The sequence below is a fragment of the Pseudorhodoplanes sp. genome (assembly GCF_046289595.1).
Classification (GTDB): domain Bacteria; phylum Pseudomonadota; class Alphaproteobacteria; order Rhizobiales; family Xanthobacteraceae; genus Pseudorhodoplanes.
This window is the reverse complement of record NZ_JBKBVB010000087.1, coordinates 1-19012: the sequence shown is the minus strand read 5'-3', so window position 1 is coordinate 19012 and position 19012 is coordinate 1. Positions and strand designations below refer to the sequence as shown.

19 protein-coding genes and 1 pseudogene are annotated in these 19012 nt (G+C 64.1%); 16 read left to right on the top strand and 4 right to left on the bottom strand.

All coding sequences use genetic code 11. The features are described 5' to 3' along the window. Nucleotides 1-122: pseudogene (locus ACK41X_RS16620) on the top strand (IS5/IS1182 family transposase); the annotation flags it as partial. Here the strand turns inward: ACK41X_RS16620 and ACK41X_RS16615 are convergent. Both ACK41X_RS16615 and ACK41X_RS16610 read right to left on the bottom strand, forming a co-directional pair. After that, a complete protein-coding gene (locus ACK41X_RS16615; protein ID WP_409725606.1) occupies nucleotides 119-469 on the bottom strand; it encodes a YkvA family protein in 351 nt (116 codons plus the stop codon). The pseudogene ACK41X_RS16620 and the gene ACK41X_RS16615 sit on opposite strands and share 4 nt — an antisense overlap. Nucleotides 470-538: 69 nt before the next feature. Next, the gene (locus tag ACK41X_RS16610) at nucleotides 539-1432 is read right to left on the bottom strand and encodes a LysR substrate-binding domain-containing protein (protein ID WP_409725604.1); all 894 of its coding nucleotides are present in this window, start codon (nucleotides 1430-1432) and stop codon (nucleotides 539-541) included. A 114-nt stretch (nucleotides 1433-1546) separates the two neighbouring features. Here ACK41X_RS16610 and styA point away from each other — a divergent pair, with 114 nt between their 5' ends. From styA to ACK41X_RS16595, 3 genes are all read left to right on the top strand, one after another. Further along, a complete protein-coding gene (gene styA, locus ACK41X_RS16605; protein ID WP_409725602.1) occupies nucleotides 1547-2794 on the top strand; it encodes a styrene monooxygenase subunit StyA in 1248 nt (415 codons plus the stop codon). A gap of 152 nt (nucleotides 2795-2946) precedes the next feature. Continuing rightward, nucleotides 2947-3249 carry an EthD family reductase gene (locus ACK41X_RS16600; protein WP_409725600.1) on the top strand — a complete coding sequence of 101 codons (303 nt, stop codon included), beginning with the start codon at nucleotides 2947-2949 and terminating at the stop codon, nucleotides 3247-3249. A gap of 18 nt (nucleotides 3250-3267) precedes the next feature. Further along, nucleotides 3268-4671 (top strand): aldehyde dehydrogenase family protein, encoded by a 1404-nt coding sequence (locus ACK41X_RS16595; RefSeq protein WP_409725612.1) that lies wholly within the window; start codon nucleotides 3268-3270, stop codon nucleotides 4669-4671. 136 nt (nucleotides 4672-4807) lie between these two features. Here ACK41X_RS16595 and ACK41X_RS16590 read toward each other — a convergent pair whose 3' ends face one another. Next, on the bottom strand, nucleotides 4808-5143 hold the full coding sequence (locus ACK41X_RS16590) for a 4a-hydroxytetrahydrobiopterin dehydratase (protein WP_409725610.1): 336 nt from the start codon (nucleotides 5141-5143) through the stop codon (nucleotides 4808-4810). 118 nt (nucleotides 5144-5261) lie between these two features. Between ACK41X_RS16590 and ACK41X_RS16585 the strand changes: the two genes are divergently transcribed. The 4 genes from ACK41X_RS16585 to ACK41X_RS16570 all read left to right on the top strand — a co-directional run bounded on the left by ACK41X_RS16585 (nucleotide 5262) and on the right by ACK41X_RS16570 (nucleotide 10704). Then, nucleotides 5262-6401 carry a site-2 protease family protein gene (locus ACK41X_RS16585; RefSeq protein WP_409725598.1) on the top strand — a complete coding sequence of 380 codons (1140 nt, stop codon included), beginning with the start codon at nucleotides 5262-5264 and terminating at the stop codon, nucleotides 6399-6401. Between the two features lie 202 nt (nucleotides 6402-6603). Next, on the top strand, nucleotides 6604-7980 hold the full coding sequence (locus tag ACK41X_RS16580; protein ID WP_409725596.1) for a TAXI family TRAP transporter solute-binding subunit: 1377 nt from the start codon (nucleotides 6604-6606) through the stop codon (nucleotides 7978-7980). A gap of 153 nt (nucleotides 7981-8133) precedes the next feature. Then, the gene (typA, locus tag ACK41X_RS16575) at nucleotides 8134-9960 is read left to right on the top strand and encodes a translational GTPase TypA (RefSeq protein WP_409725594.1); all 1827 of its coding nucleotides are present in this window, start codon (nucleotides 8134-8136) and stop codon (nucleotides 9958-9960) included. Nucleotides 9961-10194: 234 nt separating this feature from the next. Next, nucleotides 10195-10704, top strand: a complete 510-nt coding sequence (locus ACK41X_RS16570) for an N-acetyltransferase family protein (RefSeq protein ID WP_409725592.1) — start codon at nucleotides 10195-10197, stop codon at nucleotides 10702-10704. 110 nt (nucleotides 10705-10814) lie between these two features. Here the strand turns inward: ACK41X_RS16570 and ACK41X_RS16565 are convergent, their stop codons facing one another. Beyond that, nucleotides 10815-11813 carry an adenosine kinase gene (locus ACK41X_RS16565; RefSeq protein ID WP_409725590.1) on the bottom strand — a complete coding sequence of 333 codons (999 nt, stop codon included), beginning with the start codon at nucleotides 11811-11813 and terminating at the stop codon, nucleotides 10815-10817. 166 nt (nucleotides 11814-11979) lie between these two features. Here ACK41X_RS16565 and murJ point away from each other — a divergent pair, with 166 nt between their 5' ends. The 8 genes from murJ to miaB all read left to right on the top strand — a co-directional run. Then, a complete protein-coding gene (gene murJ / locus ACK41X_RS16560; protein ID WP_409725588.1) occupies nucleotides 11980-13533 on the top strand; it encodes a murein biosynthesis integral membrane protein MurJ in 1554 nt (517 codons plus the stop codon). Nucleotides 13534-13664: 131 nt separating this feature from the next. Further along, nucleotides 13665-14699, top strand: coding sequence for a tryptophan--tRNA ligase (gene trpS / locus ACK41X_RS16555; RefSeq protein ID WP_409725586.1), 1035 nt, complete (start codon nucleotides 13665-13667; stop codon nucleotides 14697-14699). A gap of 94 nt (nucleotides 14700-14793) precedes the next feature. Continuing rightward, nucleotides 14794-15288 carry a universal stress protein gene (locus ACK41X_RS16550; RefSeq protein ID WP_409725584.1) on the top strand — a complete coding sequence of 165 codons (495 nt, stop codon included), beginning with the start codon at nucleotides 14794-14796 and terminating at the stop codon, nucleotides 15286-15288. 94 nt (nucleotides 15289-15382) lie between these two features. Continuing rightward, nucleotides 15383-15934, top strand: a complete 552-nt coding sequence (locus tag ACK41X_RS16545) for a NifU family protein (RefSeq protein WP_409725582.1) — start codon at nucleotides 15383-15385, stop codon at nucleotides 15932-15934. A 144-nt stretch (nucleotides 15935-16078) separates the two neighbouring features. Then, nucleotides 16079-16759 (top strand): tRNA (adenosine(37)-N6)-threonylcarbamoyltransferase complex dimerization subunit type 1 TsaB, encoded by a 681-nt coding sequence (gene tsaB / locus ACK41X_RS16540; RefSeq protein WP_409725580.1) that lies wholly within the window; start codon nucleotides 16079-16081, stop codon nucleotides 16757-16759. Between the two features lie 14 nt (nucleotides 16760-16773). Beyond that, nucleotides 16774-17241 (top strand): ribosomal protein S18-alanine N-acetyltransferase, encoded by a 468-nt coding sequence (gene rimI, locus ACK41X_RS16535; protein ID WP_409725578.1) that lies wholly within the window; start codon nucleotides 16774-16776, stop codon nucleotides 17239-17241. Nucleotides 17242-17369: 128 nt separating this feature from the next. Next, nucleotides 17370-17756, top strand: coding sequence for a Fur family transcriptional regulator (locus ACK41X_RS16530; protein ID WP_409725608.1), 387 nt, complete (start codon nucleotides 17370-17372; stop codon nucleotides 17754-17756). Between the two features lie 249 nt (nucleotides 17757-18005). Continuing rightward, nucleotides 18006-19012 (top strand): tRNA (N6-isopentenyl adenosine(37)-C2)-methylthiotransferase MiaB (gene miaB, locus ACK41X_RS16525; protein WP_409725576.1); only part of this gene is annotated, 1007 nt, incomplete at its 3' end.

The following is a 19012-nucleotide window of genomic DNA, read 5'->3' as shown; positions in this document are numbered from 1 at the left end:
ACAAGCTGAAGCACTTCCGGCGCATCGCCACCCGATACGACAAGCTTGCCAGGAACTTTCTTGCTGCCATCGCACTGGCGGCGTCACGCCTCTGGCTCAGGCATTATGAGTCCACTACCTAAGCCGCCAGCTTCCGCTTCGCCGCCTCGCGATGTTCCGGCCGGATCGCGTCCGCCACCGTCTTGAGGGCTGCCGCGAGCAAAGCCGCATCGTCGGCAAATCCGAACAGCGGCAGGAAGTCGGGAACCGCATCGATCGGCATCACGAAATAGGCCAGCGCGCCCAGCAGGATCACCCGGACATGGTTCGGGGTATTGCGGTCGAAGGCGCAGTAATAGGCGGCCAGCAAATCCTCTGCGAAGGGCAGCTTGCCAGCCAGCCGCGCCACTTTCGGCCAGAATCCATCGCGGACCGCCTGCTCGTCGGCGGCGGCCTTCAGGAACTCATCGATGTCACGGGCGCGGGCCATGTCGCGGGCTCCCCAACAGGTTCGCGGAATAATGTGGTGACTTTTCTCCGGCGCAAAAGGGGTAACCGCTCACTGGTTGAACCGCTCCGCGCGCGCGACGAGAAAATCGAGAAAACTGCGCGCCCGCGCCGACATCCAGTGCGTCTCCGGATAGACCACATGCAGCGGCAGCGACGACACCGCATAGTCGGGCAACAGCGCCTTCATTTGTCCACGCTTGAGCGCGTCTGACGCACACCAGGCCGGCACGATAGCGATGCCGAGATGCTGCAGCACGGCCTCCTGCATCGCGTCGGCATCGTCCACCATCACCGCGCCCGACACGCTGACGACATGGCGGCCATCGTCGGACTCGAAGGTCCACTGATTGGCCGGCGCCATCCGCGCATAGGCGATGCATTGATGCTCTCTCAGATCGTCCGGATTGCGCGGCGCGCCGCGCTCCTTCAGATAGCGCGGCGTCGCCACCAGATAACGCCGCACCTTGCCGATCCGCCGCGCCATCAGCGAACTCGACTCCAATTGCCCGATGCGCAGCGCCAGCTCCATCCCCTCCTCGACCAGATTGATGGTGCGCTCGTCGAAGCGCAGGTCAAGCCTTACATCAGGATAGTCGCGCAGATAATCGCGCACGATCGGCATCAGGTAATGCCGCCCGAAGGATGACGGCACGCTGATCCGCAACGTGCCGGACGGCCGCGCAGGCGCTTCGCGGATCGAGGCGCGCGCCTCCTCGAACGTGCCGAGCACCTGCCGCGCCAGTTCATAGACGCGGTGTGCCTCGCGCGTCGGCGTCAGCTTGCGCGTGGTGCGCATGAACAGCTGCGAGCCGAACTCCTCCTCAAGAAGCGCAATGCGTTTGCTGACCGCGGGCTGGCCAAGCCCCAGTTCCTTCGCGGCCGCCGAGAAGCTGCCGCCCTCCATCGCCCGCACGAAAGCTTTCAGGCAGTCGATCCGGTCCATCGGTCTAATTCCTATTCGGAATAAATCTTATTCTGTTCATTCCCTATACGGAAGCCCCGGCGCTGCCCTAAGCTTCGCCGCAACAAGCAAGAAATCCGAAAGTGGGAGGATACCTTGAAGCGATCGATCGGAATCGTCGGCGCCGGCATCGGCGGCCTGCATCTCGCGCTGTACCTGCAGAAGCATGGTGTGGACGCCACCATCATCACCGACCGCGCTGCGGACGACTATCGCCACTCGCGGCTGCTTAACACCGTCGCGCATCATGCGGTGACGATCGCGCGCGAACACGAACTGGGTATCCATCACTGGGACGATCCCAAGCTGTTCTATTACTATCATGACCACGTCTTTAACTTCCCGCAGCCGCTGCGCTTCCGCGGCGATTTCAAGAATCCGAGCCGCGCGGTCGATTACCGAATCTATCTGCCGACGCTGATGAACGACTTCGCACGCCGCGGCGGCAAGATCGAGATCCGCAAGATCGAGGAAGGCGACATTCCGGCGCTGGTGAACCGCTTCGACCTTCTGGTCGTGTCCACCGGCAAGGGCGCACTTGGCGACCTGTTCTCCTACCGCCCCGAACATTCGCCCTATACCCAGCCGCAGCGGAAACTCTGCGTCGGCCTCTACAAGGGCGTGCATCAGCCCGACCCGATGAATGTCACGCTGTCGGTCTCTCCCGGCCATGGCGAGATGATCGTGATCCCGACTCTGACCTTCGACGGCATCGCCAATGCTCTCCTCATGGAAAACGTGCCGGGCGGCGACATGGAAGAACTCGCCACGCTCAGCTACGAGAAAGACCGCAAGCATTTCCTGAAGGTGCTGCTCGGCAAGCTGGAGAAGCATCACCCGACGACCTATGACCGCATCGACACCGCCACCTTCGATCTCGCGCAGCCGCAGGATCTCCTCCAGGGCGGGGTCGTGCCCACCGTGCGCAAGACCATGGTGCAGTTCGACGGCGGCAAATGCGCCATCGCGTTGGGCGACCTGCATTCCGTCGTCGATCCCATGATGGGCCAGGGCGCCAACATGGCTTCCTACGCCGCGTACGTGATGGGCGAGGAAATCGTCAACGCCGACGCGCTCGATGCGAGGTTCTGCGAAAAGGTCGATATGCGGCGGCAGGACCGCGTGCTGGCGGCCTCGCGCTGGACCAATCTGATGCTGGCGCCGCCGTCCGAAGCGATGGGCGCGCTGATTGGGACGATGGGCCAGAACAAGGCGCTCGCCGACGAGTTCACCGAGAATTTCAACTATCCCGAACGCCAGTGGGACCGCATTGCGTCACCGCAGCGCATTCACGCCTGGCTCAATCGTGTATCGTCGCCGCAGGCCGCAACCGCGGCTGCGTAGGATGTGCATCGCCTGAAATCCTTCAATCCGCTCGTCCCCGCGAAGGCGGGGACCCAGACTCAAGACCTGGATGCCCGCCTTCGCGGGCATGAGCGGTTTGTGGATGCCCTTTCAGTCCTGCACACGCCAGAACACCAAGAGGAAACACACCCATGCATTGCCTGACTGTCATCTATCCGAAGCCAGACAACCCGGAGCATTTCAAGAAATACTATAAGGAGACGCACATCCCGCTTGCGAAACAGCTGCCCGGTCTGAAATCCTGTCACTACGCGTATCCCGAGGCCGTCGGGCCCGCCGAGAATGCGCCGTTCTGCATCTTCCAGGCCTTCTTCGATTCGCCGCAGGCGATGGGTCAGGCGATGCAGTCCGACATGGGCCAGAAGGTTGCGGCAGACGTGCCGAACTATTCGCCCAAGGGCGCGACCATCGTCCATTTCGCGCCGGAACAATAACGTCAGGGAAAAATGCCAGTGCAAACTTACAATCTCACCATCGGTGGCAAGTCCGTTCCGACCAAGGATCACTTCGAGGTTCGCAATCCCTCGACCGGCGAGGTCGTGGGGCTTGCTCCCAAGGCGACTGCGGCGGACCTCGACCAGGCCGTGGAGGCGGCGCAGAACGCGTTCGCGACCTGGTCGAAGACCTCGCACGAGGACCGCAAGAAGCTGATACATGCCGCGGCACAGAAGATCGCCGATCATGCCGAGGAGATCGCGCGGCTCATCACCCTCGAACAGGGCAAGCCGCTGAATGGGCTCGGCTCGCGCTTCGAGATGGGCGGCGCCGGCGCCTGGGCGAACTATACCGCGGCGCTCGATATCCCGGTGAAGGTGATCCAGGACAACAACGAGGGCCGCATCGAGCTGCATCGCCGCCCGATCGGCGTCGTCGGCTCGATCACGCCGTGGAACTGGCCGGTGTTGATCGCGATCTGGCACATCATCCCCGCGATCCGCGCCGGCAATACGGTCGTCAACAAGCCATCGCCGTATACGCCGCTGTCCACGCTGCGCATGATCGAGCTGATGAACGAGGTGCTGCCTGCGGGCGTCGTCAACGGCATTGCCGGCGAGGACAGCATCGGCGCCGCAATGTCGGCGCATGAGGGCATCGGCAAGATCGTGTTCACCGGCTCGGCCTCGACGGGCAAGAAGGTGATGTCGAGCGCGGCGAATACGCTGAAGCGCCTCACCCTCGAACTCGGCGGCAACGACGCCGGCATCGTGCTGCCCGATGTCGATCCGAAGGAGATCGCGCCCGGCCTGTTCTGGGGCGGCTTCATCAATAACGGCCAGACCTGCGCCGCGCTGAAGCGGCTCTATGTGCATGACAGCGTCTATGACGCGGTGTGCCGCGAGCTGGTCGCATTCGCGAAAACCATCCCGATGGGCGATGGCCTGAAAGACGATACCCAGCTCGGCCCGGTGCAGAACCGCATGCAATACGACAAGGTCGCGCGCCTTGTTGAGGCGGCGAAGAATGGCGGCGGCGAGGTGCTGATGGGCGGCGAGCCGCAGAAAGGCAGCCTGTTCTATCCGGTCACGATCATCGGCGGTCTCGACAACGGCAATCCGCTGGTCGACGAGGAGCAGTTCGGACCGGCCTTGCCGATCATCCGCTATTCGGACGTCGAAGAAGTCATCGTGCGCGCCAACGACAACCCGAACGGGCTCGGTGGTTCGGTGTGGTCGAAGAATATCGAAAAGGCGAAGGAATATGGCGCGCAGCTGCAATGCGGCACGGTGTGGATCAACAAGCACGGCCCGATCCAGCCGAACGTGCCGTTCGGCGGCGTGAAGAATTCCGGCATCGGCGTCGAATTCGGCGAGGAAGGCCTGTTCGAGAACACCAACGTGCAGGTGATGTATAGCTGAGCGGAGTGCGGGGCGCAGCCCGTCACACTCCTATCGATTGCGTCATGCCCGGCCTTGTGCCGGGCATCCACGTCTTTGATCGTCCAACAAGAACGACGTGGATGGCCGGGTCAAGCCCGGCCATGACGGAGAGGATTCACCCCGCGAGCTTGTCCATCGCTATCGCCAGCGCAATGTCCTTGTCGGTGAGGCCGCCGGCATCGTGCGTAGACAGCGTCACCTCCACCGTCTTGTAGACATTGAACCATTCGGGATGGTGATCGTGCTTTTCCGCGATCAGGGCCGCGCGCGTCATGAAGCCGAAGGCTTCGTTGAAATCCCTGAAGACGAATTTCCGGAAGATCGCGTCCCGCTCCGTCAGTTCGGTCCAGCCGGGAACGGTTGCGAGCGCGGCCCTGCGGGCCTCGCCTGAGAGTTTGTCGGCCATTTGATATCCTCCATTCTGTCCCGCTCGTCCCCCAGCAGCTGGGATCCGGAGCCAGATGGCTGCATGCCCGCCTTCGCGGGCATGAGCGGCGGAAAAACCGATGCCTCTTCAATCGAGGTACGGTCGATACTATTTGATTACTCGGTACTTCGGAGGTGAATGCATGGGCTGGTCCATCACGGTCGGATCGATCGCGGGCACCGCGGTCCGCATCCACATCACCTTCCTTCTGTTCCTGATCTGGATTTTCGGCGCCATGTACGTCGCCGGCGGCCCCGCCGCGGCCTGGTCCAGCCTGATCTTCATTGTTCTCGTCTTCCTGTGCGTGCTGCTGCACGAATTCGGCCACATCTTCACGGCGCGCACGTTCGGGGTGCGCACGCCCGACGTGGTGCTGCTGCCGATCGGCGGCGTGGCGCGGCTGGAGCGCATCCCGGAAAAGCCCTCCGAGGAATTCCTGATCGCGATCGCCGGACCGCTGGTCAATGTGGTGATCGCCGGCCTGCTGCTGACCGTCGGTGGTGCCGATCTCACCTCCTATGCGGCGGCGGCCTCGCTCGACAACACCACGGTGCCGATGGTCGACAAGCTCGCCATGGTGAACCTGTTCCTTGCCATCTTCAACATGATCCCGGCCTTCCCGATGGACGGCGGACGCATCCTGCGCGCGGCGCTGAGCGCAAGGCTCGGCTTCGTGCGCGCCACCGAGATTGCCGCGACCGTCGGACAGGGCGCCGCCTTTCTCCTCGGCTTTATCGGGCTGTTCTACAACCCGATCCTGATCTTCATCGCGATCTTCGTGTATCTCGCCGCGTCCTCGGAAGCGCATATGGTGGCGCTACGCGCGGTCTCGCGCGGCGTGCCGGTGGTGGCGGGCACCATGACCAAGATCGCGACGCTCACGCCCGAGGCCCCGATCGAAGACGCGGTACAGGTGCTGCTGCAGACCAGCCAGAGCGAATTTCCGGTGGTGGATTTCGATCGCAAGCCGATCGGGCTTTTGACCCGCGGCGACATCATCCGCGCCCTGAAGGAGCTCGGGCCGGACGCGCGGGTGAGCGAAGCCATGACCACCGACGTGGTCACGATCGACCGCCGCCGTCCGCTGGAGGAGGCAGTGAAGCTGCTGCAGGAGCGCTCGGTGCCCGCAGTCGCCGTGATCGAGCCGGACGGACGGCTGGTCGGACTGATCACCACCGAGACGCTGGGCGAACTCATGATGGTCAGCCAGGCCATGCCGGAGGGCTTCCGGCTGGGCCGGCTTTCCAGCCGCGGTCCCTGGGGCCGCCCGGCCGGCGTCTGAGCGGGCTCGCAGACGCTTTTTGGCCGGAAAACAAACATGACCATTCGTTCAGAATGGCATGATACCGACACAATTGTAGCGGCATTAGCGAGAATCCGGTGATCCGAGGGCCCCGCGCCCGCCTATGAACATTCAGACCCGCCCCCCGCTTTTGGCCGAGCCTGCCGCGCCGGCGCGCGTGCCGCGCAGCCGGCTGCGGCGCATGTCCCGGCACCCGCTGCTGATCATCATTGCCGCGATCCTGGCCGTTGCCGGCCTGGCGCTTTGCGTCGCCTATATTCAATCGAAGCCGGTCACCCTCAAAATGGCGGTTGGTCCTCGGCAAAGCGAGGACGACCGCCTGGTCCAGCAGCTCGCGCAATATCTGGCACGCGAGCGGGCGCCGGTGCGGATCACCGTGGACCGGCAGGAGGGTCCGCAGGGCAGCGCCGAGGCGATCGAAGCCGGGCACGCCGACCTCGCGGTGGTCCGCCGCGATGTCCTGATGCCGAAATCCGGGCAGGTCGTCGCCATTCACCGCCGTAACGTTGCGGTGCTGGCGGTGCCGCCGGCGGATCCGGCCAAGGCAGAAATCACCGCGGAATCCGCACCCGACGATGAGGAAGGTACAGCCCCAGCGCCCCGCCAAACCGCACCAACGACCCCACCCAAGCCGGTCGAAAAGATCGAAGACCTGTCCGGCAAGACCGTCGCCATTGTCGGACGCACCCGCGCCAATATGCAGCTGCTGCACGCCATCCTCGGTCAATATGGTGTCCCCCCGCACACGGTCTCGGTGCAGCAATTTGCAACCGAGGATCTGACGGCGCAGCTGAAGGCTGCGAAATTCGACGCGCTGCTCGCGGTCGGCCCGGTCGGCAGCAAGATCACCGCGGAGGCGCTCGCCGCGCTCACCCGCGGCAAGGAGGGTCCGGCGTTTCTGGAAGTCGGGTCGTCGGAAGCCATCGAGCAGCAGAACCCGGTTTACGAAGCCACCGAAATTCCGGCCGGCGCCTTTGGCGGCTCCCTTCCGGCCGAGGCCATCGAGACCATCGGGGTGTCGCACTACATCGTCGCCCGCCGCTCCCTCGACAACGACCTAGCCGGGCTTTTCACCAAATGGCTGTTCAATGCCAAGCAGGCGCAGGGCGGCGATTTCCCCGCCTTCACCAAGATCGCCAGTCCCGACACCGACAAGGCCGCAACGCTTGCGGTGCATCCCGGCACGCTTGCCTATCTCGAAGGCGAACAGACCGGATTTTTCGAGCGCTACAGCGAGGCGATGTATTGGGGCCTGATGCTGCTGTCGTTCTTCGGCTCCGGCGCCGCCTGGCTTGCAAGCTATGGCCGGCGCCCTGCCGCATCGGCACGCGACCGCGGCGACCTGGAAAACCTGATCGGCATCCTGCGACGGGCCCGCAGCGCCGCAGCGGTCGAACTCGACCTGATGGGAATCGAGATTGACGATATCGTAGAGCGCGCGATCCGGCAGATTGAGGTGGGATATCTCGATCAGAACCGCGCCGCAGCCACAACGCTGGCTGCGGACCAGGCCCGCCGCGCCATCGCGGAACGCCGTGCATCGCTGGGAATGGCCTGAAACGACGCAAAAGCCTGCGCCGCAGGCAGCAAACGGCCGTCCGACCCGCAAAGTTCCGTTGCGTCTCCGCCGGTCCTGACTATATTGCGCCGCAATAAGCGGGCCGGCGTTCACGGCGTCTCCGGCCCGCGCTTTGTTTTCCGGAACCATCTCATGAAGCTCCGTAACGTCGCGATCATCGCGCATGTCGACCATGGCAAGACAACGCTGGTCGATCGTCTGCTGCAGCAATCCGGTACGTTCCGGGAGAACCAGCGCGTCGCCGAACGCGCGATGGATTCCAACGACCTGGAAAAGGAGCGCGGCATCACGATCCTGGCCAAGGCGACCTCCATCGTCTGGAACGATGTGCGTATCAACATTGTCGATACGCCGGGACACGCCGATTTCGGCGGCGAGGTCGAGCGCATTCTGAACATGGTCGATGGCGCGATCGTTCTCGTCGACGCCGCTGAGGGCCCGCTGCCCCAGACCAAGTTCGTGGTCGGCAAGGCGCTGAAGATGGGCCTGAAGCCGATCGTCGCAATCAACAAGGTCGACCGTCCGGATGCGCGGGCTTCTCAGGTCGTCAACGAAGTCTTCGATCTGTTCGCAGCACTCGACGCCACCGACGAGCAACTCGACTTCCCGATCCTCTACGGTTCGGCGAAGGAGGGCTGGATGAATTTCGCCGAGGACGGTCCGAAAGATGAAGGCATGAAGCCGCTCTTCGACCTGGTGCTCCGTCACGTGCCCGAGCCGAAGATCGAGGAGGGCCCGTTCCGGATGCTCGGCACCATCATGGAATCGAACGCCTATCTCGGCCGCATCATCACCGGCCGCATCACGTCCGGCACCGTAAAGCCGAACCAGATGGCCAAGGTGCTGGACCGCGACGGCAAGGTGATCGAGGAAGGCCGCATCTCCAAGGTGCTCGCGTTCCGCGGGCTGGAGCGCACCCCGCTCGACGAGGCCGAGGCCGGCGACATCGTTTCGATTGCAGGCCTCCCCGATGCCACCGTGGCCCACACCATCTGCGCGCCGGAGGTCGATACCCCCCTCCCCGCCCAGCCGATCGATCCCCCCACCCTGGCCATGACCTTCCGCGTCAACGATTCCCCGCTCGCCGGCACCGAAGGCACCAAAGTCACGAGCCGGATGATCCGCGACCGCCTGCTGCGCGAAGCCGAAGGCAATGTGGCGCTGCGCGTTTCCGAATCCGACGAGAAGGATTCGATGGAAGTCGCCGGCCGCGGCGAATTGCAGCTCGGCATCCTGATCGAGACCATGCGCCGCGAAGGCTTCGAATTGTCGGTATCGCGGCCGAAGGTGCTGCTGAAGCGTGATGCCGACGGCACCCTCACGGAGCCGATCGAGGAAGTGGTGATCGACGTCGACGAGGAGCATTCCGGTGTCGTCGTGCAGAAGATGGCGGAGCGCAAGGCCGACCTTCTCGAGATGAAGCCGTCCGGCGGCGGCCGACTGCGACTTGTGTTCCATGCGCCGACCCGCGGCCTGATCGGCTATCAGGGTGAATTGCTCACCGACACGCGCGGCACCGCCGTGATGAACCGGCTGTTTCACTCTTACGCGCCCTACAAGGGCGAAGTGCAGGGCCGCCGCAACGGCGTGCTGATCTCCAGCGAACAGGGCGAGGCCGTCGCCTACGCGATGTGGAAGCTCGAGGATCGCGGCCCGATGATGATCGAGCCGGGCTGGAAAGTGTATCGCGGCATGATCGTCGGCGAGCATACCCGCGACAACGATCTTGAGATCAACGTGCTGAAGGGCAAGCAGCTCACCAACATTCGCACCACGTCGAAGGACGAGGCGGTGCGGCTCACGCCGCCGATCCGGATGACGCTGGAAAAGGCGCTGGCCTATATCCAGGACGACGAACTGGTGGAAGTCACGCCGAAATCGATCCGCCTGCGCAAGAAGCTGCTCGATCCCAACGACCGCAAGCGCGAGGAGCGCCGCAAAGAGGCAGAGATGGCGTGACTCGGCGGGTGCGACACCCCGCCGGGATCATGATCGGCGTTTGGCGCAGTTGTCCTGCGATGACACAGCCGGGACGGCATCCTCTGAAAAGCCAAGCAAAATCAGGCGCCGCCCGGCATCGCCGTTCCGGAACATTCCAGAGTTGCGGACCGGACCGGTGCAAAAAATCCACACCTTTATCGTTCGTTAAGGATAGGGCTTGAACGGCGAGTCGCCGCTTGCTCATATGGCGGCATGAGTACTGTCCTGATCGAGATTCGACGTGCGAAGCCGGCCGACGCAAACGATGTCGCGGCCGCCCATGACGAGGCGTGGCGCGCGGCCTATCAGGGCATCATCCCCGGCACCGAACTGGAGAAACTGGTCAATCGCCGCGGACCGGACTGGTGGCATTCTGCCATTCGCAAGGGCAGCCGCATCGCACTGATGCAGTTTGGCGATACGATCGCGGGCTACGCCAATTACGGACGCAACCGAGCGCGCAGCCTCTATTACGACGGCGAAATCTACGAGCTTTATCTGAAGCCGGAATTCCAGGGTCTTGGCTTTGGCCGCAGGCTGTTCACGGCGGCGCGCCGCGATCTGGCGCAAAGCGGGCTGAAGAGCCTGGTGATCTGGGCGCTGTCGGACAACGAACCGGCGGTGCAATTCTATCGGGCGCTCGGCGGCCGCGCCGTGGCGCGCTCGTCGGAGCGGTTCGGCACCAAGGTGCTGGATAAGGTCGCCTTCGCCTGGCAATCCTGACGTTTCGTCGGCCTGTCTCCACGTCGTCACGGCCGGGCTCGACCCGGCCATCCGCGTTTTGTGGCAAAGACGTGGATGCCCGCCACCAGGCCGGGCATGACGGAACAGACTCAGAGCAACCCGTTCTCCTGCGCCAGCGCCTTCAGCGATACCGCAGGCCGCGCGCCGATATGCTGGATCACCTCGGCTGCTGCGAGTGCTGCGAGCTTGCCGCAGGCGGCGTGATCGCGCCCGGTGGCAAGCCCGAACAGAAAGCCTGCCGCGAACAGATCGCCTGCGCCCGTGGTGTCGACCAGCTTCTCGATCGGCGCTGCCGGCACCGCGAGCGTGCTGTCCTTGCTGACGACGACGCAGCCCTTTTCGCTGCGCGTCACCACCGCGAGCGCGGCATCCTGCTTCAAAGCAGCGATCCCGGTGTCGAAATCGGCGGTCTCGTACAGGCTCTTCAGCTCGGCCTCGTTGGCGAAGACGAGGTCCACCGTCCTGTCGCGCATCAGCTTGAGGAATTCGTCGCGATAGCGATCGACGCAGAACGCATCGGACAGGGTCAGCGCCACCATGCGGCCGGCATCGTGCGCGGCTTTGGAGGCTTTCAGGAACGCTTCCTTGGCCTGCGGCGGATCCCAGAGATAGCCTTCGAGATAGGTGATCGCGGCGTCCCCGATCAGCTTCGGATCGATATCGGCGGGGGAGAGATTTTGCGCGGCGCCCAGATAGGTATTCATGGTGCGCTCGCCGTCCGGCGTCACCATGATGTAGCAGCGCGCGGTCGAAGGGCCGTCCTTGGCGCGCGGCGTATCGAAGCCGACGCCGAGCGCGCCGATGTCATGCGCGAACACCGTGCCAAGCACGTCGTCGCGGACCTTGCCGACAAACGCCGCCTTGCCGCCGAGGCTCGCCACGCCCGCGATCGTGTTGGCGGCCGAACCGCCGGAGCTTTCCGTCGCCGGCCCCATGGCATCGTAGATCGCGCTTGCGCGCGCCTCGTCGATCAGGGCCATCCCCCCCTTCTGCATGTTCTGCTTGATCAGGAAATCGTCTTCGGCGCGGGCAATCACGTCGACAATGGCATTGCCGATGCCGAGAACGTCGTAGCGGGGAGCGGTCATTCGGGATGGTTCCTCCGGAGAAAGGCGGCGCACTATAGCGATGCTCCGGATGAGGGCAAATGCAGCTCCGCACAGCGGGATAAAAATGTGTGCGCGTGACCGGGCGCGGCCTCAGCCGCTAATGTGGGCGCACCCCGGGGCGGTATCCCATAGGCAGAACTGAATTATGTCGATCGCCCGCAACGTCGCCATCGTTGGCACAGCCACGCTCGCCTCGCGCGTGCTCGGCTTTGCGCGCGATGTGGCGATCGCAGCCCTGTTCGGATCGAGCGCCCGCGCCGAAGCCTTCGTGGTGGCGTTCCAATTCTCGAACCTGATCCGCCGGCTTCTAACCGAGGGCGCGCTCAATGCCGCGTTCGTGCCGCTCTATTTGCGCCGGCGCGACGAGGGCGGCGAGGATGAAGCGGGCGCCTTTGCCGGGCGCGTGATCGGAACGGTGACGATCGCGCTGCTCGCGCTCTGTTTGCTGCTGGCGCTGGCGATGCCGCTTCTCATGCTGGCGCTGGCGCCGGGCTTTGCCGATCGGCCGCAGCCGCTTTCGCTGTCGATCGAATTGTCGCGTCTGATGCTGCCCTATCTGGTGCTGGCCGGACCGGTTGCGGTGCTGATGGGCGTACTCAACGCCAATCATCGCTACAGCACGGCGGCGCTTGCTGCGGTGACGTTCAACGTCGTCATCCTGATCGCCATCTCCGGCGTCATCGTTTCGCATGCGGGCGACAGCGACATCTCCGCCCGCATCGTGTCCTTTTCGATCGCCTGCGCCGGTCTGTGCCAGCTCGCCCTGGTCGCCAGCGCGGTCTGGATCGGCCCGGAAAAGGCGACGCCGCTCGGCGTGTTGCCGCGCCGTGAAGCCATGCGTTTCGCCGCGCTTGCCATTCCGGGTCTGATCGCAAGCGGCATACCGCAGATCACCATGATCGTCGCGGTGATGGTGGCCTCGGACTGGCCCGGCGCGGTGTCCTGGCTCTATTACGCGAACCGCCTGGTCGAATTGCCGCTCGGTATCGTGGGCATTGCGATCGGCACCGTGATGACGCCGGCGCTCACCCATGCGCTGCGCGGCGGCGATCACGAGCTTGCGCCGCGCACGGTCCGGCACGGCATCGAGATGGCGCTCGGGCTTGCAATGCCTGCCGCAATCGCGCTGTTGCTGCTGGCATTGCCGATCATCCGCATGCTGTTCGAGCGCGGCGCTTTCACGACCACCGACAGCGATGCGACCGCAGCAATGCTGGCGGCGCTTGCGATCGGCCTGCCCGGCCATGTCCTCGTCAAGGCATTGTCGCCGGTATTTTTCGCGCGTGAGAATACGCGCACGCCGATGATCGCGGCAGGGGTCGGACTGGCGGCCGCGCTGATCGGCAGCCTCATCTTCATGGCGCTCGGACGCCCGACCGGGATCGCATTGTCGGTCGGACTGTCCGGCTGGATCAGCGCCGGCCTGCTTTGGCTGATCGCAACCCGCCGCGGCCTTCTCCACATCACGGCTGGCGAATGGCGCCGCCTCATCCTGATCGCGGTCTGCGCACTGGCGATGGGAATCTTCGCCCGGGCGATGGCCGAATCCCTCGGGCTGGTCCATATCGAGACGCGGCTAACACAGGTTGGCGTGCTCGGGGCCGTGATCGCCAGCAGCATTGGCGTTTACGCCGGATGCCTTTGGCTGACCGGGATCGTGCGGCCTCGCGAATGGCGGGAGCTTTTGCAGCGCCGCTGAAAAGCCTGGAGACCCTTGCCGCCGCTGCCGTTGCATGGCATTGACCCGCGCCTTCTGATTTCGCGCGAGATCGGACGCAAAGCCGGTACCGACTTTTGCTGATCGCGCGTTTGCTACCCAACGAGTCGCTCATGGCTTTCAAACAACTGGTATTTTCTGGCGTGCAGCCGACCGGGAACCTGCATCTCGGCAATTATCTCGGCGCCATCGTCAAATTCGTCGAGCTGCAAAACAAGTTCGACTGCATCTATTGCGTGGTCGACCTGCATGCCATCACCACGTGGCAGGATCCGGAGGAATTGCCGCGCGCCACCCGCGAGGTGACGGCGGCGTTCATCGCCTGCGGCATCGATCCGAAGAAGCACATCGTCTTCAACCAGAGCCAGGTGGCAGAACACGCCGAGCTTGCCTGGGTGTTCAACTGCGTCGCCCGCATGGGGTGGCTGAACCGCATGACGCAGTTCAAGGAAAAAGCCGGCAAGGACCGCGAAAATGTTTCGGTCGGCCTGTTCGCCTATCCGACGCTGATGGCCGCCGACATTCTGGTCTATCGCGCAACGCATGTGCCCGTCGGCGAAGACCAGAAGCAGCATCTCGAATTGTCGCGCGACATCGCGCAGAAATTCAACAATGACTATGCCGCCTCCATTGCCGGGCATGGCTTCGGTGACGTGTTCTTTCCGCAGCCCGAACCGCTGATCCAGGGACCGGCAACGCGGGTGATGTCGCTGCGCGACGGTTCGAAGAAAATGTCGAAGTCCGACGCCTCGGATTATTCGCGCATCAATCTGACCGACGACGCCGACGCCATTGCGCAGAAAATCCGCAAGGCCAAGACCGATCCCGAGCCGCTGCCGAGCGAGGAGAAAGGTCTCGAATCGCGTCCCGAAGCCGACAACCTCGTCGGCATCTATGCAGCTCTGCAAAATACCACCAAGGCGGAGGTGCTGCGCGAATTCGGCGGCGCGCAATTTTCCGCCTTCAAATCGGCGCTGGTCGATCTGTCGGTCGCAAAACTCGGCCCGATCGGCGGCGAGATGAAGCGGCTGGTCGCCGATCCGGCCTATATCGACGGTATTCTGGCGGACGGCTCCGATCGCGCGCGGGTGCTTGCTGCGAAAACCATGGCCGCGGTCAAGGACATTGTCGGGCTGGTCCGGCGCTGAAACCCGGCTTGTCCTTTCGTTCAACTCCGCCGGCGCGCTGTCTTGTGATGACGCCCTGCGCCATGCCAGAATCCAAGGGGTGGGGGGACAGCCGATGAGCCGCCGACGCCGCTCCTACGAATCCGGTCACCAACCGAAATATCTGGTCTTGGTCGACGATTCCCCGGAATGCGACCGCGCCATCTATTATGCGGCGCGCCGCGTGTCCCGCATCGGCGTCGGCATGATCATGCTGCGCGTGATCGACATCGAGGACCGTAATCAGCAATGGCTCGGCGTCGCCGATATCATGCGCGCGGAGGCTTATGAGGAGGCCAACGAAGCGCGGGATCGCGCGGCCGCGCGCGCCAATGCGGTTGCCGGGATCACGCCGGACCGGGTGATCCGCGAGGGCTCCTGGATCGAGCAACTGCTGAAACTGATCGACGAAGACGAGGACATCGCAATCCTGATCCTGGCTGCCGGCACCGCCAAGGAAGGGCCGGGTCCGCTGGTCACAGCGATCGCGCGGACCGCCGGCGAATTTCCCATTCCGGTAGCGATCGTGCCTGGCCATCTGACGGACGAGGAATTGGACGCCCTGTCCTGAGCCGGGTCCGGGCGGTTGACCTCGGCGCGCAAAACGCCATCTATAGCAAAAATGGGGCTCGCCAAGACCCGACCCCAGCCCGGAGCCGCTTGCAATGTTCATCCAGACCGAAGCTACGCCAAACCCGGCAACCCTGAAATTCCTGCCCGGACGCAGCGTCGTCGAGGGCACCGTGGAAATTACCAGTGCGGAACAGGCGGCGAAGTCGCCCCTGGCGGAGAAGCTTTTCGGCATCCCCAATGTCAGCGGTGTTTTCTTTGGCTCGGACTTCATCACCGTCACAAAGAATGCGGGCGAATGGCAGCAGCTCAAGCCGCTGATCCTCGGCGCCATCATGGAACATTACATGTCCGGAGCGCCGTTGCTGCGCGACGGCGAGGCGGATGCCGGCGAGGAAGAGTTTTTTGACGAAGCCGATGCCGAGACGGTCAAAACCATCAAGGAACTGATCGAGACGCGGGTGCGTCCGGCGGTCGCCAATGACGGTGGAGACATCACCTTCCGCGGCTTCAAGGACGGCGTGGTGTTCCTGTCGATGAAGGGCGCATGCGCGGGCTGCCCGTCTTCCACGGCAACGCTGCAACACGGCATCCAGAATCTGCTGCGGCATTTCGTGCCGGACGTCACGGAAGTACGCCCGGTGTGATCGGGTTTTTCCCGCTCACCCCCGCGAAGGCGGGGGTCCAGCAACCCCGCCAGCACGCTTGAAGCACCATTTCTGGGTCCCCGCCTTCGCGGGGACGAGCGGCGGTTGGCATTTTGTCTTGTCGGATATGTTCTAATATCCTGCATGCTCGTTCTCGCCATCGACACCGCGCTGGAAGCCTGTTCGGCCGCGATTTTCGATTCCGAAGTCGGCGCGGCGGTTGCAAGCGAATCAACGCCGATGACGCGCGGCCATGCCGAAGCGCTGATGCCTCTGATCGAGGGCGCGATGCGCGAGGCCTCGCTCGATTTCTTCGCGCTCGACCGCATCGCGGTCACGGTCGGGCCCGGCAGTTTCACCGGGCTTCGCGTCGGCATCGCCGCGGCGCGCGGCATCGGGCTTGCTGCGAGAAAGCCGGTGGTCGGCGTCACCACGCTGTCGGCGCTCGCGGCTCCCTATCTCGCCGCCGACCCGAACCGCCCTGTCGCAGCAGCGATCGACGGCCGTCATCGGCATGTCTATTTCGAACTGTATGGAGCGCAGGGTCGCGTCCTGCTCACCCCGCGAATCATCCCGGTTGAAGATGCGGTGCGCGCGGCCGCTGGCGCCTCCGCACGTCTGGTCGGCTCCGGCGCCCGGATGATGACCGAGATATGGCCCGATCCTGCGCATTTGCCGCCGACGGATGGACGCGGGGCACCTGATATCGCCTGGGTGGCCCGGCTTGGCGCGCAGGCGGAACCACGCGAGTCTCCGCCGAAGCCGTTTTATCTGCGTCCGCCCGACGCCCATCCCCAAACCGCATCGATTCTTCCGCGCCGATGAGATGGTTATTCGACATGTTCGCGCCGGCCCGCCCACCGGTTGTTTCCGATGCAACGGCGCGAGACGTCGCTGCGATCGCGGAACTGCACGCAGGCTCATTCCGGCGCGGCTGGAGCGACGACGAGATCGACGGCATCCTGGCCGACCGCAACGTGGCAGCGCATCGCGCGACCGTCGGCCGGAATTTTGCGGGCTTCATCATCTCCCGCATTGCCGCGGACGAGGCCGAAATCCTGTCGGTCGCGGTTTCGCCGCGCTTTCAGGGCCGCGCCATTGCCCGCATGCTGCTGCGTCACCATCTCGGGCGGCTTGCGGCGCTTGGTGTCCGCACGGTTTTCCTGGAAGTCGACGAGGGCAATGATCCGGCATTGCGGCTTTACCGCCGTGCGGGATTTACGGAAGTCGGGCGCCGCGCGGGCTATTACCCCAATCCGGGCGGCAAACCGGCGGCAGCGCTGGTATTGCGCCGCAATTTGGTCTGACGGATGGATCATGGACGGCGTGCCGCGATAACATTAAAATAACACATCAATCGGAGACGGCTGTGGTCGCCAGAATTTCCAACGCCCGCAACGTGACGAGCATCGAGGCGCGCTGCACCGAGAAGGGCATGCGCATGACGGAGCAGCGTCGCACCATTGCGCGCGTGCTGAATGAAGCGGACGACCATCCCGACGTCGAAGAGCTTTACCGGCGCTGCGCAAAGCTGGACGACCGGATCTCGATTTCGACGGTGTATCGCACCGTCAAACTGTTCGAGGATTCGGGTATTATCGAACGCCACGACTTCCGCGAGGGCCGCGCCCGGTTCGAGCAGATTTCGGACGCGCACCACGATCACCTGATAAATCTGCGTACCGGCGAGGTCATCGAGTTCCAATCCGAGGAAATCGAGAAGCTGCAGGCCGAGGTTGCCCGCAAGCTGGGCTACAAGCTCGTCGACCACCGGCTCGAACTCTACGCCGTCCCCCTGAAGGGTGACGGCTCGGATCAGTAGGGCTGCGCCGCCCGTCAGCCCCGTTTGCGTCCGGAAAGAGCAGAAGACCGCCTCTTGAAGGCAGGAAAATCCGGTTTATGTCGGACCGGCCAGCCAAAACTTCGCCATCCGGCGGCAGGTCCAATTCCTTTTCGGCCGGTTTGGATGTATGAGGGGTTTTCTCAAGGAACCGCGGCATGTCTGTCGTATTTGGACGCAAGGATCAGGACCGTTGACGCATCCCGCGCCGACCGCGTCCCGCAGATCGGTATGACCGGACCCCGCAAAGTCCATATCAAGTCCTACGGCTGCCAGATGAACGTCTACGACTCGCTTCGTATGGCGGACATGCTGGCGCCCGAGGGCTTTGCCGAGACCGCGAGCGCCGCGGACGCCGATCTGGTGGTGCTGAATACCTGCCACATCCGCGAAAAGGCCGCGGAAAAAGTCTATTCGGAAATCGGACGGCTGCGCCTTCTCAAGGACGAGGCGGCGAAATCCGGCCGCACGGTCACGATCGCGGTCGCCGGCTGCGTCGCCCAGGCGGAGGGCGCCGAGATCATGCGGCGCGCGCCGGTGGTCGATCTCGTGGTCGGGCCGCAGAGCTACCACCGCCTGCCCGCCCTGCTGGAACAGGCGGGTCGCGGCGAGCGCCCGGTCGAGACCGAGTTTCCGGCCGACGACAAATTCAATTTTCTGAAAAGCCCGAGCCGCGACGCCATCCGCGCCCGCGGCGTCACCGCCTTCCTTACCATTCAGGAGGGCTGCGACAAGTTCTGCACCTTCTGCGTCGTGCCCTATACGCGCGGCGCCGAAGTCTCGCGTCCGGTTTCCCGGATCGTCGCCGAAGCCGAGCGCCTCGCCGAGGCGGGCGTGCGCGAAATCACGGTGATCGGCCAGAACGTCAATGCCTATCACGGCGACGGTCCCGGCGGGCGCGCCTTTACGCTGGCGCAGCTTCTGTACCGGCTCGCGCAGATCCCCGGCATCGACCGGCTGCGCTACACCACGAGCCATCCGCGCGACGTCGACGACAGCCTGATCGCGGCGCATCGCGATCTGCCCGAACTGATGCCGCAATTGCATCTGCCGGTGCAATCGGGCTCCGACCGCATTCTCGATGCGATGAACCGCAAGCATACCCGCGACGATTATCTGCGCGTCATCGAACGGCTGCGCAAGGCGCAGCCCGCGCTGGCCTTCACCTCGGACTTCATCGTCGGCTTCCCCGGCGAAACCGACCGCGACTTCGACGACACCCTGGCGCTGATCGAAGC